This window comes from Rhodoplanes roseus (assembly GCF_003258865.1).
GTDB classification, from domain to species: domain Bacteria; phylum Pseudomonadota; class Alphaproteobacteria; order Rhizobiales; family Xanthobacteraceae; genus Rhodoplanes; species Rhodoplanes roseus.
Genome location: NZ_NPEX01000005.1, coordinates 1 through 26,919, shown reverse-complemented (window position 1 = coordinate 26,919; position 26,919 = coordinate 1). Strand labels below are relative to the sequence as shown.

The 26,919-nt window shown below is 69.2% G+C and carries 20 protein-coding genes; 7 read left to right on the top strand and 13 right to left on the bottom strand.

All coding sequences use genetic code 11. The annotated features are described in order from the left end of the window. The 3 genes from CH341_RS01500 to CH341_RS01490 all read right to left on the bottom strand — a co-directional run. The coding region (locus CH341_RS01500; protein WP_210208148.1) for an FAD-dependent oxidoreductase at positions 1-1,126 on the bottom strand (1,126 nt) is incomplete at its 3' end. A 42-nt stretch (positions 1,127-1,168) separates the two neighbouring features. Then, positions 1,169-2,047, bottom strand: a complete 879-nt coding sequence (locus CH341_RS01495; RefSeq protein ID WP_111417265.1) for a sulfide/dihydroorotate dehydrogenase-like FAD/NAD-binding protein — start codon at positions 2,045-2,047, stop codon at positions 1,169-1,171. A 351-nt stretch (positions 2,048-2,398) separates the two neighbouring features. Continuing rightward, positions 2,399-3,361 (bottom strand): polyprenyl synthetase family protein, encoded by a 963-nt coding sequence (locus CH341_RS01490; RefSeq protein WP_245430817.1) that lies wholly within the window; start codon positions 3,359-3,361, stop codon positions 2,399-2,401. A 526-nt stretch (positions 3,362-3,887) separates the two neighbouring features. Here CH341_RS01490 and hpnC point away from each other — a divergent pair. Genes hpnC through shc form a run of 4 tightly spaced genes read left to right on the top strand, consistent with a single transcriptional unit; the run spans position 3,888 to position 8,879 of the window. After that, the gene (hpnC, locus tag CH341_RS01485; RefSeq protein WP_111417294.1) at positions 3,888-4,781 is read left to right on the top strand and encodes a squalene synthase HpnC; all 894 of its coding nucleotides are present in this window, start codon (positions 3,888-3,890) and stop codon (positions 4,779-4,781) included. After that, the gene (gene hpnD, locus CH341_RS01480) at positions 4,778-5,626 is read left to right on the top strand and encodes a presqualene diphosphate synthase HpnD (RefSeq protein ID WP_111417263.1); all 849 of its coding nucleotides are present in this window, start codon (positions 4,778-4,780) and stop codon (positions 5,624-5,626) included. The genes hpnC and hpnD overlap by 4 nt, the downstream gene beginning before the upstream one ends. Then, the gene (gene hpnE, locus CH341_RS01475) at positions 5,626-6,858 is read left to right on the top strand and encodes a hydroxysqualene dehydroxylase HpnE (RefSeq protein WP_111417262.1); all 1,233 of its coding nucleotides are present in this window, start codon (positions 5,626-5,628) and stop codon (positions 6,856-6,858) included. The genes hpnD and hpnE overlap by 1 nt, the downstream gene beginning before the upstream one ends. A 35-nt stretch (positions 6,859-6,893) precedes the next feature. Further along, complete coding sequence (gene shc / locus CH341_RS01470; protein ID WP_111417261.1) at positions 6,894-8,879, top strand: squalene--hopene cyclase; 1,986 nt, start codon at positions 6,894-6,896, stop codon at positions 8,877-8,879. Between the two features lie 138 nt (positions 8,880-9,017). On the opposite strand, the gene hpnH is transcribed toward shc, so the two are convergent. Continuing rightward, positions 9,018-10,163 carry an adenosyl-hopene transferase HpnH gene (gene hpnH / locus CH341_RS01465; protein ID WP_111417260.1) on the bottom strand — a complete coding sequence of 382 codons (1,146 nt, stop codon included), beginning with the start codon at positions 10,161-10,163 and terminating at the stop codon, positions 9,018-9,020. 583 nt (positions 10,164-10,746) lie between these two features. Between hpnH and hpnN the strand changes: the two genes are divergently transcribed. Then, positions 10,747-13,398, top strand: a complete 2,652-nt coding sequence (gene hpnN / locus CH341_RS01460) for a hopanoid transporter HpnN (protein WP_111417259.1) — start codon at positions 10,747-10,749, stop codon at positions 13,396-13,398. A gap of 109 nt (positions 13,399-13,507) precedes the next feature. On the opposite strand, the gene CH341_RS01455 is transcribed toward hpnN, so the two are convergent. The 4 genes from CH341_RS01455 to CH341_RS01440 all read right to left on the bottom strand — a co-directional run bounded on the left by CH341_RS01455 (position 13,508) and on the right by CH341_RS01440 (position 17,598). Then, positions 13,508-14,155 (bottom strand): DUF2147 domain-containing protein, encoded by a 648-nt coding sequence (locus CH341_RS01455; protein ID WP_111417258.1) that lies wholly within the window; start codon positions 14,153-14,155, stop codon positions 13,508-13,510. A gap of 128 nt (positions 14,156-14,283) precedes the next feature. Continuing rightward, entirely contained in the window at positions 14,284-14,856 is a 573-nt protein-coding gene (locus tag CH341_RS01450) for a DUF924 family protein (protein ID WP_111417257.1), read from the bottom strand. 7 nt (positions 14,857-14,863) lie between these two features. Then, positions 14,864-16,057 (bottom strand): CobW family GTP-binding protein, encoded by a 1,194-nt coding sequence (locus tag CH341_RS01445; protein WP_111417256.1) that lies wholly within the window; start codon positions 16,055-16,057, stop codon positions 14,864-14,866. After that, a complete protein-coding gene (locus CH341_RS01440) occupies positions 16,054-17,598 on the bottom strand; it encodes a D-alanyl-D-alanine carboxypeptidase family protein (RefSeq protein ID WP_111417255.1) in 1,545 nt (514 codons plus the stop codon). The genes CH341_RS01445 and CH341_RS01440 overlap by 4 nt, the downstream gene beginning before the upstream one ends. A 472-nt stretch (positions 17,599-18,070) precedes the next feature. On the opposite strand from CH341_RS01440, the gene CH341_RS01435 reads away from it, so the two are divergent. After that, positions 18,071-18,985 (top strand): LysR family transcriptional regulator, encoded by a 915-nt coding sequence (locus CH341_RS01435; RefSeq protein ID WP_111417254.1) that lies wholly within the window; start codon positions 18,071-18,073, stop codon positions 18,983-18,985. Between the two features lie 59 nt (positions 18,986-19,044). Here CH341_RS01435 and CH341_RS01430 read toward each other — a convergent pair whose 3' ends face one another. Continuing rightward, positions 19,045-20,070, bottom strand: coding sequence for an ABC transporter substrate-binding protein (locus CH341_RS01430; RefSeq protein ID WP_170149424.1), 1,026 nt, complete (start codon positions 20,068-20,070; stop codon positions 19,045-19,047). A gap of 202 nt (positions 20,071-20,272) precedes the next feature. Between CH341_RS01430 and putA the strand changes: the two genes are divergently transcribed. Then, entirely contained in the window at positions 20,273-23,377 is a 3,105-nt protein-coding gene (gene putA / locus CH341_RS01425; protein ID WP_111417252.1) for a bifunctional proline dehydrogenase/L-glutamate gamma-semialdehyde dehydrogenase PutA, read from the top strand. Positions 23,378-23,519: 142 nt separating this feature from the next. Here putA and CH341_RS01420 read toward each other — a convergent pair whose 3' ends face one another. The 4 genes from CH341_RS01420 to CH341_RS01405 are packed head-to-tail and all read right to left on the bottom strand — an operon-like array spanning position 23,520 to position 26,827. After that, on the bottom strand, positions 23,520-24,239 hold the full coding sequence (locus tag CH341_RS01420) for an ABC transporter ATP-binding protein (RefSeq protein ID WP_245430816.1): 720 nt from the start codon (positions 24,237-24,239) through the stop codon (positions 23,520-23,522). Next, positions 24,229-24,966, bottom strand: a complete 738-nt coding sequence (locus CH341_RS01415; protein WP_111417250.1) for an ABC transporter ATP-binding protein — start codon at positions 24,964-24,966, stop codon at positions 24,229-24,231. Before CH341_RS01415 ends, CH341_RS01420 begins: the two co-directional genes overlap by 11 nt. Next, complete coding sequence (locus CH341_RS01410; RefSeq protein ID WP_210208147.1) at positions 24,963-25,970, bottom strand: branched-chain amino acid ABC transporter permease; 1,008 nt, start codon at positions 25,968-25,970, stop codon at positions 24,963-24,965. Before CH341_RS01410 ends, CH341_RS01415 begins: the two co-directional genes overlap by 4 nt. Further along, a complete protein-coding gene (locus tag CH341_RS01405) occupies positions 25,967-26,827 on the bottom strand; it encodes a branched-chain amino acid ABC transporter permease (RefSeq protein WP_111417248.1) in 861 nt (286 codons plus the stop codon). The genes CH341_RS01410 and CH341_RS01405 overlap by 4 nt, the downstream gene beginning before the upstream one ends. Between the last annotated feature and the right edge of the window lie 92 nt (positions 26,828-26,919).

Here is a 26,919-nt window from a genome sequence, read left to right as displayed (position 1 = left end):
GGCCGGACGCGTCCGGCTCGCCGAGCTCCATGCGCACGCAGCGCATGCCGCGCACCCCGCCCTTCCCGTCGTCCAGCACGGCGACCGGGGCGGTGAGCCAGTGGAAGTCGATGCCCTCCTGCTCGGCGTGGTGCACCTCCTCGAGCCGCGCCGGCGCCTCGGCGCGACTGCGACGGTAGATGCAGTGGACCTCCTCGGCGCCGAGCCGGCGGCACACCCGCATGGCGTCCATGGCGGTGTTGCCGGCGCCGATCACGGCGACGCGGGCGCCGATCGGCAGCGGCGTGTCGAAGCCGCGGTCCTTCGCCTGCATCATGTTGCAGCGGGTCAAGAGCTCGTTGGCCGACAGGACGCCGTTGAGCGAGTCTCCCGGAATGCCGAGGAAGCTCGGATAGCCGGCCCCGGTGCCGATGAACACCGCGTCGTAGCCCATCTCGCCGACCATCTGCTCGATCGAGAACAGGCGGCCGACCAGCGTGTTGCAGACGAACTTGACGCCGAGCTTCTCGAGATTGCGGATCTCGGCGTCGACGACGGCGTTGGGCAGGCGGAAATCCGGGATGCCGTAGCGCAGCACGCCGCCCGGCACGTGGAAGGCCTCGAACACCGTCACGTCGCAGCCGGCCTTCGCCATGTCGGCCGCGCAGGCCATGCCGGCCGGCCCGGAGCCGACGATGCCGATCTTGAAGCCGTTCGGCTCGATATAGGGGATGTTGCTCCAGCCCTCGGCGATCGCGGTGTCGCCGACATAGCGCTCGAGCCGACCGATCGCGACGGGCGCGAGCTGGTTGCCGACCACGCAACTGCCCTCGCATTGGTTCTCCTGCGGACAGACGCGGCCGCAGACGGCGGGCAGCAGATTGGTCTGGGTGATGACGTCGTAGGCGCCGCGCAGATCGTTCGCCGCGATCTTGGCGATGAATCCCTTGATGTCGACGCCGACCGGGCAGCCCGGCGTGCAGACCGGTCGCGGACATTCGATGCAGCGGCTCGCCTCGAGCTGCGCCTGCTCGGGCGTGAAGCGCAGCGTCACCTCGTCGAAATTGCGGATGCGCGCCTGCGGATCCTGCTCGCCCACCGGCGCCCGCTCCCGCGGGATCGTCCGGATCGTCTTTCTCTTGGCCATCGGGTCACCGCGCTCGTTTCGACGTTCGCGTCATCTCGTCCCTCACCGGTCCGCCTTGCGGCCGATCCGGCAATGCTCCTCGTAACGGTCCAGGGCCGCTTTCTCGGCGACCGCGAACCGTTTGAGGCGAACCATGAGATCGTCGAAGTCGACCTGATGCGCGTCGAAGTCGGGCCCGTCGACGCAAGCGAACTTGATGCCGGTCCCGATCTTCACGCGGCAGCCGCCGCACATACCGGTGCCGTCCACCATGATGGGATTGAGACTGACGACGGTCTTGATGCCGTGCGGCCGCGTCGCCTCGGCACAGGCCTTCATCATCACGGGTGGGCCGATCGCAACGACCTCGTCGGTGTCGGGCTGGGCCGCGATCGCCTGGCGCAGACCCTCGACAACATTACCTTTGAGCCCGGCGGAGCCGTCGTCCGTGCAGACGATCACCTCGTCGCAGCAGGCGCGGAACTTGTCCTCCCAGAAGACCAGGTCCTTCGTGCGGAATCCCACCACGGCCGTGACCCTGGCGCCGGCCTCCTTGTAGGCGCGCGCCTGCGGATAGATCGGCGCGACGCCGAGTCCGCCGCCGACGCACACGACGCGGCGCTGCCCGCCGATGTGGCTGGGCTCGCCCATCGGGCCGGCGAGCGCGAGCAGATGCGTGCCGACTTTGCAGACCTGCTGCATCTCGCGGGTCGTCTTGCCCACCGCCTGGATGACCAGCGTGATGGTGCCGCGCTCGCGGTCGAAGTCGGCGATCGTGAGAGGAATCCGCTCGCCGTGATCGTGGAGCATCACGATGACGAACTGGCCGGCCCGCGCGGCCTTGGCCATCAGCGGATGACGCACCTCGAGCAGATAGGTGACGTCGGAGAAGTCTTGGCGCGCGACGATCTCGAAGCCGCGGGAGTCGGGTAGGCTCGACATGGCACGTCGCCTGCGAGAATTGGGGCGGGGAACTCACCCGGCGAAGCACCAGGACGGACCGAGCGTTTCCCCCGAGCAGCGTTTCTTGTCGGAACGTGACATGAACGTTCGGGGTCGACGTGGCATTGACCTCGCTCAAACCACGCGGGCCGTTCCGCCTACCGGACCGACGGACTCGCCTCGCGGACCGGCCGCGGTCCGGGCGCCGGAACACCAGTTTCGCTACGGCCACACCGCTTTGCCTCGCGGTTCAAAAACGCGAGGCTGCGCGACGGGGAAGCCGTCGCGCCCGAGCAGGGCCGGCATTCGCGAGACGAATGACTGACGGTTTCGTGCCGTCGCGGCCCCTCGTCAGTGGCTGCGCTCGGCCACGAACCGCGCGGCAGCCCGGAGAATGTCGGCGTGGGCTCCGAAGGAGGCGATCGCATCCTCCGCCTCGGCCACCAAGTCGGCGAGCGCCCGGCGGGCCCCGTCGATGCCCATGATGCGGACCAGCGTCGCCTTGTGGAGCCCGGCGTCCTTCTTGGTCGCCTTGCCCACCGTCGCCGGATCCCCTTCGGCATCGAGAAGGTCGTCGGCGACCTGGAATGCCTTGCCGATTGCCGTGCCGTACCGATCGAGCGCCGCCTGGGCGTCGCGGTCGGCCCCCGCCACGATGGCGCCGCCGACGCAGGAGAAGCGCAGCAGCGCTCCGGTCTTCATCGACTCCATGACCTCGGTCGCGTCGCGATCGAGCGGCTGCGGGGTGCCGGCGGCGAAGCGCCCCTCGGCGGCGAGATCGAGCATCTGTCCCCCCACCATGCCGCCGAGCCCGGAGGCGCGGGCCAGGGCGAGGACGAGGTCGATACGCACGGCGGCGTCCGGGTGGGTCTCGGGCCGGCCCAGCACGTCGAACGCGAAGGTCAGAAGGGCGTCGCCCGCCAGGATGGCCGTGGCCTCGTCGAACGCCTTGTGGGTGGTCGGCCGTCCGCGCCGAAGGTCGTCGTTGTCCATCGAGGGAAGGTCGTCATGCACCAGGGAGTAGCAGTGGACGAACTCCACCGCCGCTCCGACCATCAGGGCGCGCTCGCGGTCGCCACCGAAAAGAAGCGCCGATTCGACCGCCAGGAACGGGCGAAACCGCTTGCCGCCCCCCAGGCTGGCGTACCGCATGGCCTCAAGGACGCGCGCCGGCCGGATGCGCTCGCCGGGGACCGCTTCGGCGTCCAGAAGGCGGTCCAGAAGCGCCTCCGTATCGGCAGCAACGGCGTCCAGCCGCTCGGGAAATCCGGCGTCGGCCTTGGCGACGTCGGCGTGCTTGGTCTTGCCCAACAAGTCGGCTCTCCCGCGATCCCCCTTCCTCCGGAGCCGCCCGCACCCGCATGGCACAGGGTCATACCGCCCGGAGACGGGACTGTTGCCTCTGGCTTAATCATCGCGGCCCGCGAGGGCAACCGGGTTCCGGGCCCGAACCGGCCAGGCCGGCTGTTCCGGCGGGTGGCCCACCGGTTTCCCCGCCCTGCCCCGCCGGCCCGAGCATGGCGGCCAAAAAGCAAGCCGGAACAAGCGTTGTGACCGGCCGCGCGCGTTGACTCCCAGGTCCCTGCATGCTTTGAACTTTTGACGCCTTGCAGCACTCGAACATTGCGCTATCGTCCGCGCGCGCTGCCCCTAGGCGATCCGGCCCGCCTATCGGCCAATCGCTGGTTCACACGCGGGCTTCGTTTCACCAGCAAGGGCCTGTCGTTCGCGCCATGATCCCGATGTCCGCCCCCGTGTCCCATTCCGCACGGCTCCCGGTCGCCCCGGGCGCCGCGTCGCCGGCTATCGGGCCCGCATCGTGACCGTCAGCGCCGCCGAGATGCGATCCGGCAAGGGGTCGCACGACGAGAACTTCCCGGTCGCGTCTTGGATCGTCCATCCGCGCTACCGTCCGGCGATCCTGGCCTTCTACGAGTTCGTGCGGGTCGCCGACGACATCGCCGACCATCCTTCCCTGCCCGAGGCCGAGAAGCTCGCCTTCCTGGACCGGCTGGAGGGCAGCCTGCTGGGCCGAGGCAGCAGCGAGCCGCAGGGCGTCGCGCTGAAGATCGCCCTGGCCGACCGGGCGCTCTCGCCGCGCCACGCGCGCGATCTCCTCACCGCGTTCCGGCTCGACGTCACCAAGCGCCGCTACGCGGATTTCTCGGACCTGATGGATTACTGCAGCTACTCGGCCATGCCGGTCGGGCGCTTCGTGCTCGACCTGCACGGTGAGCGCGGCACCACCTGGGACGCCAACGACCAGCTCTGCGCGGCGCTGCAGATCATCAACCACCTGCAGGACTGCGCCAAGGACTACCGGGCGCTCGACCGCGTCTACATCCCGCTCGACACCTTTGCGGCCCACGGTGCCGCCGTCGAGGATCTCGGCGCCGAGCGCGCGAGCCCTGCGCTGAAAGCCTGCATTGCCGGCCTCGCCGATCGCACCGCCGGCCTGCTCGACGAGAGCCGCGTGTTCTCGTCGCTGATCCGCGACCGCCGCCTCGCCCTCGAGGTCGCCGTCATCCAGTCGCTGGCCGAGCGCCTGACCGCCATGTTGAAGGTGCGCGATCCGCTCTCCGAGCGCGTGCACCTCGCCAAGCCCGAGGTCGCCGCCCGCGGCCTCCTCGGTATCGTCAGAGGCATTCTCGGGCGCTTCAGGCGCCCTCCGGTCGCGGCAGTCCTCCCGGACACGGCTTCGACCGATCCTTCGAACCAGCGACGTCGGACATGACCCAGCTCGCCGTTCATACAGAAGAAGCAGAGCCGCTGGCCGCGCGCCGCGCCGCCGGAAGCTCGTTCTACTTCGCCATGCGCATGCTGCCGCGGGCCCGCCGCGACGCCATGTTCGAGATCTACTCGTTCTGCCGGCACGTCGACGACATCGCCGATTCGCCGGCGCCGCGCGCCGAGCGGATCGCCGGGCTCGGCCGATGGAGACAAGAGCTCGACGCCGTCTATGCCAGCCGGGTCGCCCCCGAGCATCGCGGCCTCGCCCACGCGATCGAGGAGTTCGGGCTCCGCAAGGAGGACTTCATCGCGATCATCGAGGGCATGGAGATGGACGCGGCCGAGGACATCCGCGCGCCCGATCTCGCCACCTTCGATCTCTATTGCGACCGGGTCGCCAGCGCGGTCGGGCGCCTGTCGGTGAAGGCCTTCGGCATGGGCGAGCCGGACGGCGAGCGCCTCGCCCATCATCTCGGTCGCGCCCTGCAGATCACCAACATCCTGCGCGACATCGACGAGGATGCCGAGAACGGCCGCCTCTATCTGCCGCGCGAGCTGCTGCAGGAGGCCGGCATCGACACCACCGATCCGCGCAGGGTCGCGGCGCATGCCGCCGTCGGCCAGGTCGGCCATATCCTGATCGAGCGCGCCCGCACGCACTTCGAAGCCGCCGACGAGGTGATGGACCGGTCGCCGCGCTGGATGGTGCGAGCCCCACGGATCATGGGGAAGGTCTACCGCGCGATCCTGGACGACCTCGCGGCGCGCGGCTTCGCACCGCCGCGCGAGCCGGTGCGGGTGAACAAGCTCTCCCTCCTGCTGATCGTGCTGCAGTACGGGTTCGTGTGATGCAGGGCGCTGTCCACATCATCGGGGCCGGCCTTGCCGGCCTCGCCGCCGCGGTGCGCCTGTCGGGTAGCGGGCGCGCCATCACGGTACACGAGGGGACGGCGCATCCGGGCGGCCGCTGCCGCTCCTATCACGACCATGCGACCGGACTGTTCATCGACAACGGCAACCACCTGCTGCTGTCGGGCAACCACGCCGCCCATGCCTATGCCAAGGCGATCGGCACCGAGCACCGGCTCGGCGGACCCGACAAGGCCGAGTTCGCCTTCCACGACCTCGAGACCCGGAAGAGCTGGACGCTGCGCATCAGCGACGGCCGCATCCCCTGGTGGATCTTCGATCCCGCCAAGCGGGTGCCCGACACGCATTGGCGGGACTATCTCGGGCTTGCGAAGATCCTGGTGGCGTCGGACCGGGCCCTCGGTGAGGTCATCGCCTGCAAGGGCCCGCTCTACGACCGGCTGATCGAGCCCCTGATGGTGGCGGCGCTGAACACGTCGCCGCCGGAATCCTCGGCGCTGCTCGCCCGCAACATCGTCCGCGAGACGCTGGCGCTGGGCGGGGAGGCCTGCCGGCCGCGCATTGCCCGCGACGGGCTCGGCACCGTGTTCGTCGAGCCGGCGGTCGCGTTCTTGCGCGATCGCGGCGCTACGGTGCGCATGGATCACGAGCTGCGCGGCCTGGTGCTCGACGGCGACCGCGTCACGGCTCTCGATTTCGGCGACGGCCGCATCGATCTCGGCCCGGACGATGCCGTGATCATGGCTGTGCCGGCCTGGGCCGCCACCGCGCTGGTGCCCGGCCTCACCGGGCCGACGGCGTTCCGCTCCATCCTCAACACCCATTTCCGCGCCGTGGCTCCGGCCGGGACTCCGACCGTCACCGGCGTGCTCGGTGGCACGGCCGAGTGGATCTTCGTGTTTCCGGATCGCGTCTCGGTGACCACCAGCAACGCCGACCGGTTCATGAAGGAGCCGCGCGAGGCCCTCGCGGCGACCGTCTGGACAGAAGTCTGCGCCGTGACCGGCCTCACCGGAGACCTGCCGGCCTGGCAGATCGTGCGCGAGCGCCGCGCCACTTTTGCGGCGACGCCCGAGCAGAACGCCCGCCGCCCGGGCACCAAGACGGCGTGGCGGAACCTGGCTCTGGCCGGCGACTGGACCGACACCGGCCTGCCCTCGACCATCGAGGGCGCGATCCGCTCCGGCAATGCCGCGGCCGCCCTGATCTGAGCAAGAAGAACACGACCGAAGACGAGAGCAGTCCGATGCGAGACGTGACGACCTTGGCCGACGCCACCCCAGTCGCAGGGGCAACCCTGACGGCGGCGCTGGAAGCCCATATCCAGAAGGCGACCGACGCCCTGCTGACCTATCAGAAGGGCGACGGGCACTGGGTGTTCGAGCTGGAGGCCGACGCCACCATCCCGTCCGAATACGTCCTGCTGGTGCATCATCTGGGCGAGACGCCGGATCCCGAGCTGGAGCGTAAGATCGGCGTCTATATCCGCCGCATCCAGGGCGAGCACGGCGGCTGGCCGCTGTTCAAGGACGGCGACTTCGACATCAGCGCGAGCGTGAAGGCCTATTTCGCCTTGAAGATGATCGGCGACTCGCCGGACGCCGAGCACATGCGACGGGCCCGCGAGGCGATCCTGGCGCACGGTGGCGGCTCCAAGGTCAACGTCTTCACCCGCATCCAGCTCGCCCTCTATGGCGTGATCCCGTGGCGCGCCGTGCCCGTGATGCCCCCCGAGATCATCTTCCTGCCGCGCTGGGCGCCCTTCACGATCTGGAAGATCTCCTACTGGGCCCGCACCACCATCGTGCCGCTGCTGGTGCTGCAGACCTTGAAGCCGAAGGCGCGCAATCGGCGCGGCGTGACGATCGACGAGCTGTTCGTCGAGCCGCCCGCGACGGTCGGACCGCCCAAGAAGGCCCCGCACCAGAGCTGGTCGTGGTTCCTGCTGTTCCGCGGCATCGACATGGTGCTGCGGGGCCTCGATCCGCTGATGCCGCGCGGCCCGCGCAAGCGCGCCATCGAGGCGGCACTCGCCTTCGTGCGCGAACGGCTCAACGGCGAGGACGGGCTCGGCGCGATCTACCCGCCGATGGCCAACTCGGTGATGATGTTCGACGTGCTCGGCTTTCCGCCCGAGTATCCGGAACGCGCCGTCGCCCGGCGCTCGATCGAGAAGCTGCTGGTCGTCGGCGACGAAGAGGCTTACTGCCAGCCCTGCGTCTCGCCGGTATGGGACACGGCGCTGACCTGCCACGCCTTGCTCGAGGCCGGCGGCGACAAGGCGGTCGCGCAGGCCACCAAGGGCCTCGACTGGCTGAAGCCCCTGCAGGTGCTCGACCTCGCCGGCGACTGGGCCGAGACACGCCCCGGCGTGCGGCCGGGCGGCTGGGCCTTCCAATACGTCAACGCCCACTATCCGGACCTCGACGACACCGCCGTCGTGGTGATGGCGATGGACCGCGTTCGCCAGAGCCCCGACGGCACGGGTCGCTACGACACGGCGATCGAGCGGGCGCGCGAGTGGGTGCTCGGCCTGCAGTGCCGCAACGGTGGCTGGGCCGCCTTCGACGCCGACAACACCTACACGTATCTCAACAACATCCCGTTCTCGGACCACGGCGCGCTGCTCGACCCCCCGACCGAGGACGTCGCGGCCCGCTGCGTCTCCATGCTGGCGCAGCTCGGCGACACGCTGCAGACGAGCCCGGCGATGGCACGCGGCGTCGATTACTTGCGCCAGACCCAGCTCGCCGACGGAAGCTGGTATGGCCGCTGGGGCCTCAACTACGTCTACGGCACATGGTCGGTGCTGTGTGCCCTCAACGCCGCCGGCCTCGGCCGCGACGATCCGGCGGTGCGCAAGGCCGCCGATTGGCTGATCCGAATCCAGAACGTCGACGGCGGCTGGGGCGAAGACGGAACCAGCTACAAGCTCGACTACAAGGGCTACGAGCCGGCCCCGAGCACCTCGTCGCAGACCGCCTGGGCCCTGCTGGCGCTGATGGCGGCCGGCGAGGTCGACCACCCGGCCGTCGAGCGCGGGGTCGCCTATCTGGCCCGGACCCAGGCGCCGGACGGCCTGTGGGACGAGGAGCGCTACACCGCGACGGGATTTCCGCGGGTGTTCTACCTGCGCTACCACGGCTACCGGAAATTCTTCCCGCTGTGGGCGATGGCGCGCTACCGCAACCTCAAGCGATCGAACGACCGCAAGGTCGCGTTCGGGATGTGAGCCCGGTCATTCCGGGGCGGCTCGCAGCGCCGAACCCGGAATCCAGCCGAAACTACCGAGTTTACCGCTGGAGCCGGGTTCGCGGCTGTGCCGCGCCCCGGAATGACGGCCGGATCCATCAGCCGCCGAATGCCAGTGTCACTCCGCCGCGGTGAGGTGCTGCTTCTTGTCCGGCTCGGCGGCGTGGATCTCGGCGATCTTGTTCTCGACGTGACGCGAGAACACGTATTCGGCCGGGCGCTGGGCATCGAGCGAGATCTCGGGGGCCATGTCGCCCTCGGTCTTGATCCCGAACAGCGCCACCCGCAGCGCCGACAGCGGATTGGTCAGCGTGGCGTCGGCCGCGGTCGGCTCGTAGCCGCAATGCGCCATGCAGTCGGCGCACTTCTCGTAACGCCCGGTGCCGTAGGAGTCCCAGTCGGTGGTCTCCATCAGCTCCTTGAAGGTCTTGGTGTAGCCCTCCCCGAGCAGGTAGCAGGGCTTCTGCCAGCCGAAGATGTTGCGGGTGGCCATGCCCCAGGGCGAGCAGCGAAACTCCTGATTCCCGGCCAGGAAGTCGAGGAACAGGCCGGAATGCATGAACTGCCACTTCTTGCCCTTGCCGAGCGCGAACACCTTGCGGAACAGCTCCTTGGTGCGGCGACGGGCGAGAAAGTGCTGCTGGTCCGGGGCGCGCTCGTAGGCGTAGCCGGGGGAGATCGACACGCCGACGCCGAGCTCCTCGGTGAAGTCCATGAAAGCCGCGATGTCCTCGGCCGGCATGCCTTCGAAGATGGTCGCGTTGACGTTGACGGCGAAGCCCTTGGCCTTGGCGGCCCGGATCGCCGAGACGGCGCGGTCGAACGTGCCTTTCTGGCAGACCGAGCGGTCGTGGTGCTCCTTCAGGCCGTCGAGATGGACCGAGAAGAACAGGTAGGGCGACGGCTGGAAGAGATGCAGCTTCTTCTCCAGCAGCAGCGCATTGGTGCACAGCGACACGAACTTCTTGCGCGCCACGATGCCGGCGACGATCTCGCCGATCTCCTTGTGGATCAGCGGCTCGCCGCCCGGGATGGCGACCATCGGGGCGCCGCACTCGTCCACCGCGGCGAGGCAGTCGGCGACCGACATACGCTGGTTCAGGATCGTCTCGGGGTAGTCGATCTTGCCGCACCCGGCGCAGGCCAGATTGCAGCGGAACAGAGGCTCCAGCATCAGCACGAGCGGGTAGCGCTTCCGGCCGAGCATCTTTTGCTTCAGCACATACGCACCAATACGCATTTCCTTGAAGAACGGTATTGCCATTGTTCCTGCTTCCCGAACTCGCATGCGGACCGCCGCGCCGTCGCCGGCTTGCGGCAGAACCTCTGGTGTTAGTCGGAAGGCGCCAGCGTTTCAAGCGCACGCACGAAGCATGAACGCCCGTTCAGCAGCACCCGAGATCAATTCCAGGGCAAAGTGAGCCCGTGTATCGCCCTGTTGTTTCACGGCCGCGACGCCCGGCCGGCTCCTCGTTCGCACCTTTTGCCCCTCATTCGGGCGGACCGATGGCGGCGTCAGGGCCCTTTTTCGCTGTAAGACATTGATAATCCGTGAGTTGAACTCGTCAACCCCTCCGTGCGTTGACCCCGCGGGGCGGATGCTTCCGCCGTCCTCGGCTCCAGCGACGCGCTCCAGGCCTGCCGTCAGCGGGGTTGCCACCTCAATTCCGGCCCGATTATGAAGGACATGCTCGGCCGGCCCCTGGTGGGCCGCCAGTTCCGACGTCGGTGCATCGACGCGGCCAGTGGGATATCGGGTCTGCTCGACCGATCGGGCTCACGCGATGTCCGAAACGGCCACCCAAGGCACGCGACATGATTTTCGTCTGACCCCTACGACCGGCCCCATGCTCGTCAAAACGATCGTCCGCACCGTACGGTCCTGCATACGGCACCCCAAGACCGTCATCGCGATCTATATGGTGCTTGCGGTCGTCTCCGCCGTCTACGCGGCGCGCAACTTCGCAATCGATACCGACGTCAACAAGCTGATCTCGCCGGCGCTGGACTGGCGCCAGCGCGAGCTCGAGTTCGAGAAGTCCTTTCCGGGCCGGTTCGATTCGATCCTTGTCGTGGTCGATGCGCCCACCGCGGAGCTCGCCTCGCGCGCCGCCGCCGCGCTGACGCCGCGGCTGAAGCAGAACACCACGAATTTCCGCTCGGTCGAGGAGGCCGGCGCCGGTCCGTTCTTCGCCCGCAACGGGCTTCTGTTCCAATCGGTCGACGAGCTCGACGCCACCGTGAAGGGCCTCTCCCAGGCCGGCCCGCTGGTGCGGACGCTCGGCGGCGACCCGAGCCTGCGCGGCCTCGTCCAGGGCATGTCGCTGGTCCTGTCCGGCGTGCGCGGCAACATGGTGCCGCTCGACGCCGCCGCCCCTGCCTTCAACAGTGCCGCCGCGACGATCGAGACGGCGCTCGCCGGCAAGCCCGCGAGCTTCTCGTGGCAGGCCGTGATGACCGGCAAGGAGCCGCAGCCGCAGGATGTGCGGCGCTTCATCAGTGTGAGGCCGGTGCTCGACTTCTCGGCGCTGGAGCCGGGCGCAGCGGCGTCCGCGGCGATCCGTGAGGCGGCGCGCGAACTCGACCTCGCCGGCCAATACCAGGCCCGCGTGCGGCTCACCGGCCCTATCGCCATGGCGGACGAAGAATTCTCCACCATGCAGCACGGCGCGGTGCGCGACGCCATCATCACGATCGTGGTGGTGCTCGGCATCCTGTGGCTGGCGCTGCGCTCCGCCAAGCTGATCTTCGCCGTCTACGCCAACATGTTCGTCGGCCTGTCGATGACGGCGGCGATGGGCCTCCTGATGGTGGATGCGCTCAACCCGATCTCGGTCGCCTTCGCGGTCCTGTTCATCGGGCTGGGCGTCGATTTCGGTATTCAGTTTGCGGTCCGATACCGGGCCGAGCGCCACGAGATCGACGACATGCGCACCGCGCTCGTCGCCACGGCGCGTCGCATCGGCGCCCCGCTGACCCTGGCGGCCAGCGCCGTCGCGGCCGCCTTCCTGTCCTTCACGCCGACCGACTACAGCGGCATCTCCGAGCTCGGCAAGATCGCCGGCGTCGGCATGCTGATCGCCCTGATCACCAGCATCACGCTGCTGCCGGCGCTTCTGAAGGTCCTCAACCCACCCGGAGAGCCCGCCGAAATCGGCTACCGGCAGCTCGCACCGGTCGACCGCTTCCTGGAGCGCAATCGCATCCTGGTGGTCGGCGGCACCGCCCTGGTCGCCCTGCTCGGGGCGCCGCTGCTGTACTTCCTCACCTTCGACTTCAACCCGATCAACCTGCGCAACAAGAACGTCGAGTCGGTCGCGACCCTGCTGGAGCTGCGTGCCGATCCGAATGTCGGCGCCAATTCCATCGACATTCTGCTGCCGAACGAGACCGAAGCCGCCGCCGCGGCCGAGAAGCTGAAGGCCCTGCCGGAGGCGAACCGGGTTCTGACGCTGGCGAGCTTCGTGCCGTCCGACCAGGAACAGAAGCTCGCGCTGATCGACGGCCTCAAGAAGGTCCTGGGCCCTGCCCTGCAGCCCCGGATGATGCCGCCACCGACCGATGCCGACAACGTCGCGGCACTGCGGCGCGGTCAGGACCTGCTCACCCAGATCGTCGTCGACCGGCCGGGCCCGGGCGCGGAGGCTTCGAAGCGGCTCGCCGCAGCCCTCGGCAAGCTGGCCGACGCCGACAAGGCGATGCGGGACAAGGTCGAGACGGCTTTCATCCTCCCGCTCAAGACCGTCCTGGACCAATGGCGCGACCTGCTCGAAGCCCAGCCCGTCACGGTCGCGACGCTGCCGCAAGATTTCGTGCGCGACTGGGTCTCCCAGAACGGCAATGTGCGCGTCGAGGTGACGCCGAAGGGCGATCCCAACGACACCGCGGTGCTCCGCGTCTTTGCACAGTCGATGCTGGCCGCCTTCCCGAATGCGACCGGCGCGCCGATCTCGATCCTGAAGTCGGGCGAGACGGTGGTCTCGGCCTTCATCCATGCCGGCAGCTACGCCCTGGTCTCGATCATGCTGCTGCTGTGGATCGTGTTGAGGCGGTTCGGCGACGTGCTCCTCACCCTGGTGCCGCTGCTGCTCGCCGGCGTGCTGACGCTGGAGTTCTGCGTCATCATCGGGATGCCGATGAACTTCGCCAACATCATCGCCCTGCCGCTGCTCCTCGGCGTCGGCGTCGCGTTCAAGATCTACTACATCATGGCCTGGCGGGCCGGGCAGACCGGGTTGCTGCAGTCCAGCCTCACCCGCGCCGTCATCTGGAGTGCGCTGACGACCGCGACGGCCTTCGGCTCGCTGTGGATGTCGAGCCATCCGGGCACGTCCAGCATGGGCGAGCTGCTCGCCCTATCGCTGCTCACCACGATGTGCTTCGCAGTGCTGTTCCAGCCGGCCCTGATGGGGCCGCCCCGGGTGATCGAGAAGGAAGAGCCGAACACCTCGGAATCGGAGACGCCGGTCCGCAAGGACCATGTCTCGGCGGCGGAGTGACCGCCCCGGCATCGCCGAGCCACGCACCGTCCGAACCGAACGCCGCTCCGATACAAAAAAATGCCCGCCTCGCGGCGGGCATTTTGTATTCGACGATCGGCAGGACCGATCAACGGGGCGCGGCGGGCCGGGCCGGGCCGGAGCGGGGCGCGGCGGGAGCAGGCTGCTCCGCGAGCTGCGGCATGCCGGTCGCCTCGGCCACCGCGGCACAGACGTCCTTGACCGTCTCGAACGGCTTGCTGGCGCCGATGGCCGGCGTGGCCGCCGCACCCGTGGTGCCGGTGCGGGTCGCCGCCGGCTTGGCACCGGCCGGCTTCTGGGTCGGCAGCGCCGCCGCCGTGCGGGTCCAGGTCTGGCCGCCGCACAGGAAGCCGAGCACGCAGCCCTGCAGCTCGAGCTGGTCCGGGTTCGAAAGCCGGATGTTGGCCGTATAGGTCTTGCCGTTCTGCGCGTTGTAGATCTCGCCGTCCCACCGGCCGGGCTGCTGCTGCTGCATGCCGAGCAGGAGCGGCATGCCGAGCGTCGGCCGGGCGCGCTTCGACGGGTCCGGGTTGTACTGGTCGGTGCCGCCCGGCTCCTTTTCCCAGGAGACGATGCCCCAGAGCTGGCTGCCGCAGTTCTCGATCCGGACCTTCGCCACCCCGTCCGCGACCATCCATTCGCCGGTCGGCTCGGCCGCGAAAGCGGGGGCCGCGGTGAGCAGCAGTCCGGCGACAGCCAGCCATCCGCTGCGGCCTGCACGCGTCGTGTCGATCATCGGTCGGCTCCAAACGGTGTTCGTGTGGTCGTCCCCAGGAAGGTTTTCAACACGCCAAAATCGACGAAACCTTGGCGGTAGCGTCCTTTCTGCAACGGTCGAGAGCGCGTTTTCGCGCCAGGCCGGGATCAGCCGGCGAAGCCGCCGGCGTCCAGGAAGGCCTGCTCCTCGGCCGTGGTGTCGCGCCCCAGCAAGGGGTTGCGATGCGGGAACCGACCGAACCGGCGGATGATGTCGGCATGCACCTCCGCGTGGTGCACGCCCTCGTCGTCGCCCGCCGTCCGGCACAGCGCGACGCACCGCTCCTGGTCGGCCAAGTCCTCGGAATGCATGTAGGGCAGGTAGAAGAACCGGCGGACCGGGTTCTCGAAGGCCCGGTCGAAGCCGCGCCGGATCGCCCGATCGGCGACCGCGCGGGCCGCCGGGTCGGCGGCGAAGGCTCGCGCGGAACCGCGGAACAGGTTGCGCGGAAACTGGTCCAGCACCAGGAGCAGCGCTAGCGCGCCCTCCGGGCTCTCCTCCCACGCGGTCAGCCGGCCGGCGGCGGCGGCCTCGTAGGCGGCACCGAAACGATGGCGGATATCGTCGTCGACCGCCGCGTCCTTGACGAACCATCGATCAGCGCCGAGCCCGATCCACCAGGCGTTCACGTCGGAGGGCGCCGGGAGGCCGGCCGGGATCTCGTCGCGCGATGCGCTCATCGGAAACTCACCGGTCGATCCCGCCGAACGGCACCAGCGGATTGTCGACCAGGGCCGTGCGATCCGGCCGGTCCGGGCCGACCGCCGACAGGAAGGCGTTGAAGAGCTCGCGGATACGCGCCTCGGCGACATCGCGGACGATCAGTACGAGCCGGGTGCGATGGTCGTCGTCCGGCCAGGCGGGAAGCTGGGCGGGGGGATGGAAGACGTGCTGCACGCCGTGGATCACCATCGGCTTGTCCGGCTGCTCGGAGAGCTTCACGATCCCCTTCAGGCGCAGCAGATCGGGCCCGTGCACCGAGCGCAGCAGCTCGAGGAACATCTCGAAGGCGGAGGCCGGGACGGCCTCGTCGGTCGCCAGCGTGAAGGCGCGGATGTGGTCGTCGTGCCGGTTGGGATCGTGGCCATAATGGCCGTGATCGTGATCGTGGTGGCCGTGGGTGTGGTGGCCGTGGGCGTGACCATCGTGCGCGTGGCCGTTGCCGGCCGCTGGCGCATAAGCCTCGGCTGCCAGCCAGCGGCGCACGTCGGCCGACTTGGTGGCCGGATCGTACAGGCCGCAATCGAACAGTCGGGCCGGGGTGGCCTCCGCGCCGAGGAGGCGCGGCGCCGCCGGGTTGAGCGCGGCGAGCCGTGCCAGCAAGCGCTCGTAGCCTGTCCGGCGCTCCGCCGTGTCGAGGAGATCGGTCTTGGTGATCACCAGGCGATCCGCCACGGCGGCCTGCTTCACCGCCTCGGAATGCGCGTCGAGCGTGGCCTCACCGTTGACGGCGTCGACGACCGTGACCACGCCATCGAGCCGGAAGCGCATCACCAGGTAGGGATGCACCATCGTGGTGTGCAGGATCGGCGCGGGATCGGCGAGGCCGGTCGTCTCGATCACGACGCGGTCGAAGCTGAGCCGGCCGTTGTCGCGGTCGCGCAGCAGCGTCTCGAGCGACGTCACGAGATCACCCCGCACCGTGCAGCACAGGCACCCCGTCGTGAGCATCACGACGCCGTCCCGCACCGGCTGGACCAGCAGGTGATCGAGGCCGATCTCGCCGAACTCGTTGATCAGCACTGCGGCGTCGGCGAGGGCCGGATCCTGCACCAGGCGATTGAGCAGCGTGGTCTTCCCGGATCCGAGGAATCCGGTCAGCACGGTGAGCGGGAGCGGAGCGACGGGACCCCGGCGCCGCGAGTCGAACGCGTCGGTCATTGCGCAGTGGCGGCGGGAACAGGCTTCGCAGCCGCGGCCGTGGGCTTGGCTGCCGCCGTCGCCGCCGGCTTGGCGGCAGGCGCCGGAGGCTTGGCAGTGGCCGCAGCGGGTTTCGCCGCGGGCGGCTTCGCAGCCGCAGGCTTCGGGCCGGCAGCGGGCTTCGCGATCCCGGACGAGGGCTTCGGTTTCTCGGCCGTCGCGCCGGCAGCCGCAGGAGCGGTCGCGACCGAGGCTTTCGGCTTCGCCACGGCGGGCTTGGCCGCCGGCACCGGAACCGCGCCGGCGGTCGGCCCGCGGTTCGGCAACGCCACCAGTCCGCTCGGGGCGGGCTTGCGCAGCCCGGCCGGCTTGGTCGCCGTCGCGATCGCGGCCGATCCGGCGTCCGGCTTGCCGGGCGGCGTCACGAGACGGGCCGGCCCGGTCGAGGCGAGCGCCGTGCCGGGCTTGCGCGGCAGGCCGACATAGACGTCGATGGGCGGCCCGGCCGCGATGGTCTGGGCGACCAGGCTCGACGCCTTGGCACCCGCCGTCTTGTTTCCGGCGAAGAACAGGGCCTGGACGCCGCCGGGCTCGCCCGTGCCGGCCGGCATCCCGGCGACCTCCTCCTCGTCGACCTCCTCGGCGGCGGGCCGACGGCGGTGCTTCCCGCACATCTCCTCGCGCAGATTCGGCGGGTCGGCGGCGATGGGAGGCAGCGACTGGACATTGCCGTAGGCCGGCATCAGCCAGTTGAGTCCCGTGTTGTTGAAGGCGTTCTCGAACAGGAACGCGGCCTTGGCGGCCCGCACGGCAGAGGACGGCGCGCCGAAGACGACGGCGATCAGCCGGCGATTGTCGCGCGTCGCGCTGGCGACCACGTTGAAGCCGGACGCGCAGATGAAGCCCGTCTTCATGCCGTCGGCGCCCGGATAGCGCACCAGCAGCGCATTGGTGTTGCGGATGATGCGCTTGCCGAAGCGGATCGCGGCGATGTTCCAGTAGCCCTCGTATTCGGGGAACTCGCGCAGCAGCGCCCGCGCCAGGATCGCCATGTCGCGGGCCGAGGTGATCTGGCCGTCGGCCGGGAGGCCGTTGGGATTGACCCAGCTCGATTGCGTCATGCCGAGGCGTGCCGAGGCGGCGTTCATCTCGTCGGCGAAGCCGTCGATCGAGCCGGAGACGCCCTCGGCCAGCACGACCGCGATGTCGTTGGCCGACTTGACCATCATCATCTTCAGGGCGTTGTCGACCGTGACCTGGGTACCGGTGGCAAAACCCATCTTGGTCGGCTGCTGGGCGAGCGCGTTGGGCGAGACGGTGAACACGGTGTCGAGCGTGATCCGCCCTTCCTTGACGGCGCGCAGCGTCACATAGGCCGTCATCAGCTTGGTCACGGAGGCCGGGTACCAGGGATGCGTGGCATTCTCGGCTTTGAGGACCTTGCCGCTGTCCGCCTCGATCAGCAGCAGCGATTCGCCGGCCGCCCTGGCGTCCGGGGGCGCCACGACGAGCGCGAGGCCGAGGACGGCCGGGAGAACGACGAGCGGAAAGGACACGCGCATCGGAATTTCCAGCCCCGTTGGAAAGGTCGCGCCCGGAGTCACGACGAGCGCCAATGTAATCCGATCGGGCGCACGAACGCAAAGCGTGCAAGGTCCGGCCGGTCCTGCGCAAGCCAAGACGTATGAAAGCGACCAAAGTTCGACGGTCCGGCCGGACAAGCCTTCAATCGGGCTATCCACCCTCGGGTAGACCGGTCGTGCGGCGACACGCCCGGTCTGCTCGCATCGACGATCCGAGGCGAAAACCCCGAGTTCGCCGATCGATCGGCTGCAAGACGAACGGACGCGGCCGCGAGAGCAGCGTCGCCGCCATCGACGACTACGCCCCGGTCCAGTGTCCGAAAGTCTCGCAGTGCAGCGCGTGAACTGACCTAGATCAAATAGACGCCGGTCGAGATTTGGCACGCTGTCCGGATCGAGCCAGGAGCAAGGCCGATCGAGCGCACTGCACCGAGGCAAAAGCAGGTTTCTCATGACCAATATTCCGACCGAGCTTCTGCGCACGTTGCTGACCGTGGTCGATTTGCGCAGCTTCACCAAGGCGGCCCAGCGGCTCGGGGTTACCCAGCCCGCCGTCAGCGCCCAGATCAAGCGGCTGCAGTTCCTCCTGGGCTTCGACCTCCTCGACAAGAGCGCACCGGGCGTCAGCCTCACCGAAAAGGGCAGCCATGTCGTCAGCCAGGCCCGCAAGCTGCTGGCGATCAACGACCAGATCGTGTCGCTGGCGCACGGCAGCGGACGCGGCCGGCTCCTTCGGTTCGGCCTGCCGGGCGACTTCGTCGGGCTGCCGCTGTGGCAGAGTCTCGCCACCTTCCGGTGCCGCTGGCCGGACGTACGGCTGCACATGAAGACCGGCTGCAGCAGCATGCTGCTGAACGAGCTCGAGCAGGGCGACATCGACGTCGTCGTCGCGATGACGAGCCCGCATGCGCACGACATGGCGAGCCATCACTGGCGCGAGGATCTGGTCTGGGTCCGGGGGCCTATCGCTCCGACCGATCCGAGCCAGCCTCTGCCGTTGGTCAGCCGCGGTGAGCCCTGTCTGTTCCACCGCCACATGCTGGCGGCACTCGAGAACGCCGGCCGCAGCTTCGAGATCGTGTTCACGGCCGGCCATGTGGACGAGCTGCGCCGCGCCGTCGCGGCCGGCCTCGGCGTGACCGCGCTCACCCACGCGCTCGCCGATCCGGCACTGATCTGCGACGACCCGGCTCTCCCGAGCCTGGCCGATGTCGCCTGCAGCATCTGCGTGGGCAACGAGACGGATCCGGTGGTGCGCGACGATCTGGTCGCCCTCCTGACCGAGACCCTGCATCCCCGCCCGGCCAAGGCGCCGATCACGGAGAGCCGGACGGCCGCCCGCACCGGCATGCAATCGGTGGCGTGACGGCGCTGGAGTCCCCCGCCGAGATCCGGATCTTCCGGATCCGAAACGCGCGGCTGGGGTCAGCGCGGCAGCCGTTCCGGTAAGGGCGGCAGAAATGTCGGATCGAACACGTCGGCGGCCTTCGGCTTGGTCCGGAACTCGTGCACCAGCCCGAGCTGGTCGATCGCGCGGGTCAGGCGCGCCATGTCCACGGCACCGAAGCCGTCGGCCTTCACCTCGGGGGTGACGAGGTTCGCAGAAATGGCGATCTCCAGGCGCTCGAGTTCGCGGGACCGCTGCTGGCCGTCGATGCGCCTGGACAGGGCTTCGACCGCCCGCGCCGGGTCCCGCACCGTCTCCTGCATCGCCTTGACAACGGCGCGTAAGAAGCCGCGGACCGCCTCGCTGCGCTCGGACGCCATCTTGGCGCTGACGACGATGGCTTGCCCGTAGAGCTCGACACCGTAATCCGCCATCGGCAGCACGACGACGTCCTCCGCCGGAACCCCACGCGCCTTGAGGTCGACGACCGTGAGGACCGAGGCGCTGATCGCATCCACCTGGCCGGAGGCCAGCATCGGCTCGCGCACCGGGACGGCCACGGTATCGAGCCGTAACCGGCCCCGATCCACATCGTTGAGGCGGGCGAACAGCAGCAGATGGACGAGCGACCCGTCGGTCGTCGACGCGGCGATGCGCTTGCCGCCCAGGTCCTTCGGACCGGCGATGCCGCGGCTGCGGCGAGCCAGCACGGCATAGGTCGGGCGGTTCTCGACCATGAACACGGCGCGCACGGCGGCGCCGGGGTTCTGGTCGCGGAACTTGATCAGCTCGTTGATGTCGACGAGGCCGAGATCATAGGTGCCGGTCGCCACCCGGGTCAGCGTCTCCTGGGGCGACACGGCCGGGTCGATGGTGACGTCGACTCCCTCGGCCTTGAGGTAGCCCTGCTCGAGCGCCAGCAGGAACGGAGCCGCTTCGCTGTCGATTCGTCCGTCGAGCGAGAACTTGAGGTAGGGCTGGGCAGCCGCGGGCAGGCCGCCGAGAACCACGGCGGCCAGAACCAGGAGCGGCGACAAGCGCCGCAGAAACCCGCGGATGGTCATTGTTCTTGCCCTTGTGGTTCCGCCGCGTCGCCGCCGGAGCCGTGCCTCGGGAGGCATCAGCGGTCGGGACGATGCCATAACGGCGCTCCGCCTGCGCGGGATTTTGTGGCCGTGGCAGGCCGCGGCCATCGACACTATGTCGCAGTTGCGAAGGTCGCCGTTCAGGTCTCGTGCCGGCCCGGCGGCCTTCCAGGAGGTCGCGATGAGCCCATCCGGAGACGGGGCGATAGACCATCCCGCGCCGTTCCGCGCCCCCTACGCACCGGCGGACGAGGGCCTGGCGCCCGGGCTACTGGCCGCGGCCGCCTTCGATGCGGCAGCGGATGCCCGGATCGATGCACGCGCAACGCGCCTCGTGGAAGCGGTTCGCCGCACACCGGCCGGGATCGGCGGGATCGACGATCTCCTGAACGAGTACGCCCTCTCGACCCGCGAGGGTCTCGCCCTCATGGTGCTGGCCGAGGCCTTGTTGCGCGTCCCCGACGACCCCACCGCCGATCGCCTGATCGAGGACCGGCTGCGCGCCGGAGACTTCGCGCATCATGCCGCCCGATCCGGCACCCTGGTCGCTTCCGTCGGCACCTGGGCCCTGGGCCTGTCGGCGCGATTGATCGCAGCGGAGGACTCGCCGTACGCGCTGCTCTCCTCCCTGGCCGGCCGGCTCGGCCGGTCCACGGTCCGGGCCGCCGTGCGGCAGGCGATCAAGCTGCTCGGATCGCATTTCGTCCTGGGCGAGACCATCGGCGAGGCGATCGGCAGGACCGAGCGACATCCCCGCCTGCGCTATTCCTTCGACATGCTGGGCGAGGGTGCCCGCACCATGGCTGACGCCGACCGCTACGTTGCGAACTACGCCGCCGCCCTCGCCCGCATCGCGGCCCATTCGGGACCGGACCGGACCGGCGGGCAGGCGAGCCTGTCGGTCAAGCTCTCCGCCCTGCATCCCCGCTACGAGGCCGTGTCGCGCGACCGCGTCCTGGCCGAGCTCGGCCCGCGACTTATCGATCTAGCCCACGCCGCGCGGGCGCACGACATCTACCTCACCATCGACGCCGAGGAGGCCGACCGGCTGGAGCTGTCGCTCGACCTGTTCGGCCGAGCGCTTTCGGACCCGGCCCTGGCCGCCTGGGGCGGGCTCGGCCTCGCGGTCCAGACCTACCAGAAGCGGTCGAGCGCGGTGATCGACTGGCTGGCCGACACGGCGCGGTCGCGCCACGCTCGCATTCCGGTCCGGCTCGTGAAAGGCGCTTACTGGGACACCGAGATCAAGCGGGCCCAGGAGCGTGGCCTGCCGGACTACCCGGTCTTCACCCGCAAGGCGATGACCGACCTCTCCTATCTGGCGTGCGCACGCGCCCTGCTCGCGGCGCGGCCGTACCTCGCGCCGCAATTCGCCACCCACAACGCGCTCACCATCGCGAGCCTGATCGAGATCGCAGGCGGAACAACGGGCTACGAGTTCCAGCGGCTGCACGGCATGGGCGAGGCCCTCTACGCGACGCTGCTGGCCGAGGAGCCGGACGCGACCTGCCGGGTCTATGCGCCGGTGGGCGAGCATCGCGACCTCCTCGCCTACCTGGTCCGGCGGCTTCTGGAGAATGGCGCCAACTCCTCGTTCGTGGCGCGGGCCGCGGATCCCGCCGTGCCCGTCGCGACCGTGCTGGCGCGCCCCGAGGCCATCGTCGGCACCCCCGAGCGGGCTCGCAACCCGCGCCTGCCTCTTCCCTGCGATCTCCATCCCGGACGCCGCTCCGCCCGAGGCGTCGAGCTCGGCCATGCCGAGAGTCTGAACGCCCTGCTGGCCGACATCCGGGCGCCGGAGCAGCCGCGCGCGGCCCCGCTGGTCGATGGGTTCTCCCTGCCCGGCCATGTCCGCCCGGTCACTTCGCCGATCGACAGTCAGACGATCGGCACCGTCACCGAGGCCGACGAGGCGATCGTGATCGCCGCCATGGCGGCTGCCGAAGCGGGCTTTCCGGCCTGGGCAGCGACGCCGCTCGACAGCCGCGCAGCGGCGCTGGACCGGGCGGCCGACCGTATCGCGGCGGACCGCGGCGCCCTCGTCGCCCTGCTGCAGGCCGAAGGCGGAAAGACCCTGGACGACGCCGTCGCCGAGATCCGCGAGACGGTCGATCTCTGCCGCTACTACGCTGCCGAAGCCCGGCGGACGCTCGCGCCGACCTCCCTCCCGGGGCCGACCGGCGAGAGCAATGTGCTGCGCCATCGCGGACGCGGCGTCTTCGCCTGCATCAGTCCGTGGAACTTTCCGCTGGCGATCTTCACCGGCCAGATCGCGGCGGCGCTCGCGGCCGGCAATGCCGTGGTGGCGAAGCCGGCCGAGCAGACACCGCTGGTCGCCGCACACGCCGCGCGGCTCCTGCACGCCGCCGGCATCCCGGCGACGGCTCTTCATCTGGTGCCGGGTGACGGCGAAATCGGGGCCATGCTGGTGCGCGATCCGAGGCTCGCCGGCGTGGCCTTCACGGGTTCGACGGCGGCGGCCCGCGCCATCGCGCATCGCCTCGCCGAGCGGAACGGCCCGCTCGTCCCGCTGATCGCCGAGACCGGCGGCATCAACGCCATGATCGCCGACGCTACGGCACTGCACGAGCAACTCGCCGACGACGTGCTGACCTCGGCGTTCCGCTCCGCCGGCCAGCGCTGCTCGGCGCTGCGGTTGCTGTGCGTGCAGGAGGACGTCGCCGACGAGGTGATCGCCATGATCGTCGGCGCCGCACGCGAGCTCACGATCGGCGACCCGCGCGATCCCGCGACCCATGTCGGCCCGGTCATCGACGCCACAGCGCAAGGGCGCCTGACGGCGTGGATCGAGGCGATGGAGCGGCAGGGGCGCGTCCTCTGGCGGGCCGGCGAGGACCGGCCGCTGCCGGCGAGCGGCCTCTTCGTTCCGCCCGCCGTCGTCCTGCTCGACCGCGCCCGCGACCTGAAAGAGGAGGTGTTCGGCCCGATCCTGCACGTGGTGCGCTGGCGCTCCACCGAGATCGACATGCTCCTGGACGACATCGCCGCCAACGGCACCGGCCTGACACTCGGGATCCATTCGCGCATCGCCGCGACCGCAGACCGCGTGGTCGCCCGGCTCCCGCACGGGAACGTCTACGTCAACCGCAACATGATCGGGGCGGTGGTCGGCACCCAGCCGTTCGGCGGCAGTGGCCTCTCCGGCACCGGCCCGAAGGCCGGCGGCCCGAACTACGTCCGCCGTTTCGCGCTGGAGCAGACCGTGACGATCAACACCGCCGCCGCAGGCGGCAACGCCGCCCTGCTGGCGGAATCGGAGGAGTGAGCTGACGCTGCGGCAGCCAGGTATTCGGCGTCATGCCCGCGCTCGTCGCGGGCATCCACGTCTTCGCTGCATTTCGGCGACGCTGTGCGTGGATGGCCGGGACGAGCCCGGCCGTGACGGAGTCCAAGGCACACGCGCCGCCTCAAAACACTCCGAGATGCTGGCTCAGATCCATGCCGCCGTGCTCGACCTTGTCGGTGGTCTCGGCGACGGCGACGCGGCCCGTGTTGAGGATGACGATGTCGTCGGCCACGTCGAAGACCAGCTTCGGGTTCTGCTCGACCAGCACGATGGAGAGGCCGCTCGCCTTGAGCTTGCGGATGGTCGCCATCACGTCCGCGACGATCTGGGGCGCCAGACCTTCGGAGGGCTCGTCCATCAGGAGGACGCGCGGGTTCGACATCAGGGCGCGGCCGATCGCCAGCATCTGCTGCTCGCCGCCCGAGAGATAGGCCGCCGCCTGGACTTTGCGCTCCTCCAGCCGCGGGAACATGGCGTAGACCGTGTCGAGCGTCCACGGTGAGGCACCGCCGCTCATCGGCTTCCGGGCGGCGACGACCAGGTTCTCACGGACCGTGAGGCTGCGGAAGACGCGGCGGCCCTGCGGCACCAGCGCAACGCCGCGCCGCGCGATCTGCTCTGGCGGCAGCTTCGCGACCTCCTCGCCGAACACCAGCACGCCGCCGCGTCGCGGCGGCAGCAGGCCGACCGTGACGTTCATGCAGGTGGTCTTGCCGGCGCCATTGCGGCCCAGCAGGCCGAGCAGACGCCCTTGCCCGAGCCGGATCGACACCCCCTGGAGAACGTGGCTGTCGCCGTAATAGGCGTCGACGGCATGCAATTCGAGCGCGCTAGTGGCCAAGATAGACCTCTCTGGTGCGCGGATTGGCGACGACCTCGGCCCGCGTCCCCTCGACGATCACCTGGCCGAAATGCAGGAGGGTGATCTTCTCGGCGAACTCCAGTGCGACGTCCATGTTGTGCTCGATCATCACCATGGTGACGTCGCGCGGGATCGCGAGCAGGAGCTTGTGGACGTCCTGCCGCTCGTCGATCGACAGGCCGGCGAAGGGCTCGTCGAGCAACAGCACACGTGGGTTCTGGGCGAGCGCCATGGCGATCTCGACGCGGCGGCGCTCGCCGTAGGACGTCTCGCCGAGCGGCCGATGGGCGAGATGGGCGAGGCCGACGCGCGCCAGCGCCGCCTCGGCCTTCTCGACCAGATCGGTCTGCCGTTCGAAATCGATCAGCGGATTCCATCGACGCTTGCACAGGCCGAGCAGTGCCAGCATGACGTTGCGCAACAGCGTGTCGCGGCCGAACAGCGTGATGATCTGATAGGTGCGAGCCATGCCGAGATGGGCGCGGGCGCGCACCGGAGTTCTGGTGATGTCGTCACCGAACAGCGAGATCGAGCCGGAGTCCGGTGCGATCTCGCCGGTGATCAGGTTGAACAGCGTGGTCTTACCGGCGCCGTTCGGGCCGATGATCAGGCGCCGCTCGCCCGCCTCGACGGCCAGATCGACACGTCGCGTGACATACAGTCCTTCGAAGGATTTCTGGAGGTCCTTGACCTGGAGCGCGATCATGCTCCGCCTCCCCCCACCTTCGCGACCGGCTCGACCTTGCCGCGCCGCATCCGATGCCGCGCCCATTTCCATAATCTCACGGATCCGGGCACCAGCCCGTCCGGCATGAAGCTGACGATCAGGATGAAGATGATGCCCAGCACCATGTTCCAGCGCACGATGTAGGCGCTGACCACGTTCTTCATGATCACCACGAGGGCTGCGCCGACGATCGGGCCGAGCAGGGTCGCGGTGCCGCCCGAGATCACCATCAGCAGCGCTTCCGCCGAGGTGGTGAGCGCGACGATCTGCGGGCTGATGAACTGGTTGTAGTAGAGGAACAGGAGCCCGGCGACGCCCGACCAGAATCCCGACAGCAGGAATGCATAGAAGCGGATCAGCCACACATTGTAGCCGAGCGCGCTCATCCGCCGCTCCTGGTCGCGGGTGCCGCGCAGGCTCGCTCCGAAGGGCGAGCGCACCACCACGGTCATGGTGGCGACGCAGACCAGGAAGACGACGAGGCACAGATAGTAGAAGCCGTCGGCGCCGGCGAGCGACAGGCCGAAAGGCGCCGGCCGCGACGATACGTTGACGCCGTTGTCGCCATTGGTGAGACTCGCCCAGCGATAGGCGATGCCCCACAGAATTTGTCCGATTGCCAGCGTGATCATCAGGAAGCCGATGCCGGTCGAGCGCAGCGACAGGACGGCGTAGATCGCCGCCGTGATCACGGTCACGGCGAGCGCAGCCGTGTCGGCGACGAAATGCCCGTGCCCGCGGGCGAGCAGCAGCGCCGCCGTGTAGCCGGCCATGGCGAACAGCCCGGCATGGCCGAGCGAGGTGAGCCCGCCGTAGCCGACCAGCACGTTGAGGGCGAGCGCGAACACGGCGAAGAAGAGAATCTGGCTGGCGATGTTGATGTAATAGGGATTGCCGACCCAGGCCGGCAGGGTGACGAGGAGAAGCACCGCGACCGTGATCGCGGCGACGCGCATGGTGAGGGATCCGCTGGCTGCGCTCATGCCACGACCTTGCCGAACAGGCCCTGCGGCCGCAGCACGAGAACCAGGAGCATCGGCAGGAACAGGATCACGTAGGCGAGATCCGGAAACATCGCCTGGCCGAAGTTGTACAGGAAGCCGATGATGAAGCTGCCGACCAGCGCGCCGAGCAGGCTGCCGGTGCCACCCAGAATCACGACGATGAGGGCGAGCGGCAGCATCTCGAAGTCGAGCCCCGGATAGACGGAGAGATACGGCGCGCCCATCACGCCCGCGAAGGCGGCGAGCGCGGCCCCGAGCGAAAAGACCAGGGTGAAGAGCTGAGACACCTTGATGCCGACGACCCGGGCGATCGGTGGATCGTCGACACCGGCCCGGATCATGGCGCCGAGCCGCGTCCAGTCGACCAGAATCCACAGCGCGACGGCGATCACCACCGCGACCGCGAGGATGACAAGGCGGTAGATCGGGAAGAACAGGCCGGCCACCCGCACGGCGCCCTGCAGATGCGCCGGCGTCGCCGGCTGCCACGGATCACCCGTCCAAATCATCAGGCAGAGATCGCCGATGATGAAGGCGAAGCCCAGCGTGAGCAGCACCTGCGGCAGCACCTGACCCTCCAGCCGCCGCAGCAGGAAACGCTCGATCACGCCGCCGATCAACGCCGTGAGCAGGCCGGCGCCGATCCCCGCGATCCAGAAATTCACGCCGTGGTCGAGGAACGTCACGCCGAAATAGGCGCCCAGCATGAAGAACGAGCCGTGCATCAGGTTGGGAATCCGCATCAGCCCGAAGATCAGCGAGAACCCGGACGACAACAGGAACAACAGCCCGCCGAGCGCGACGCTGTTCACGGCGAGCGTCAACCAGAGATTCAAAGGGACCTCCGAGATTCGGATCTGTCGGCTCGGCGAGATCTCGCACCGACACCCTCCCCTGGAGGGGAAGAGTCGCGCGTCCGCGCAGCGGA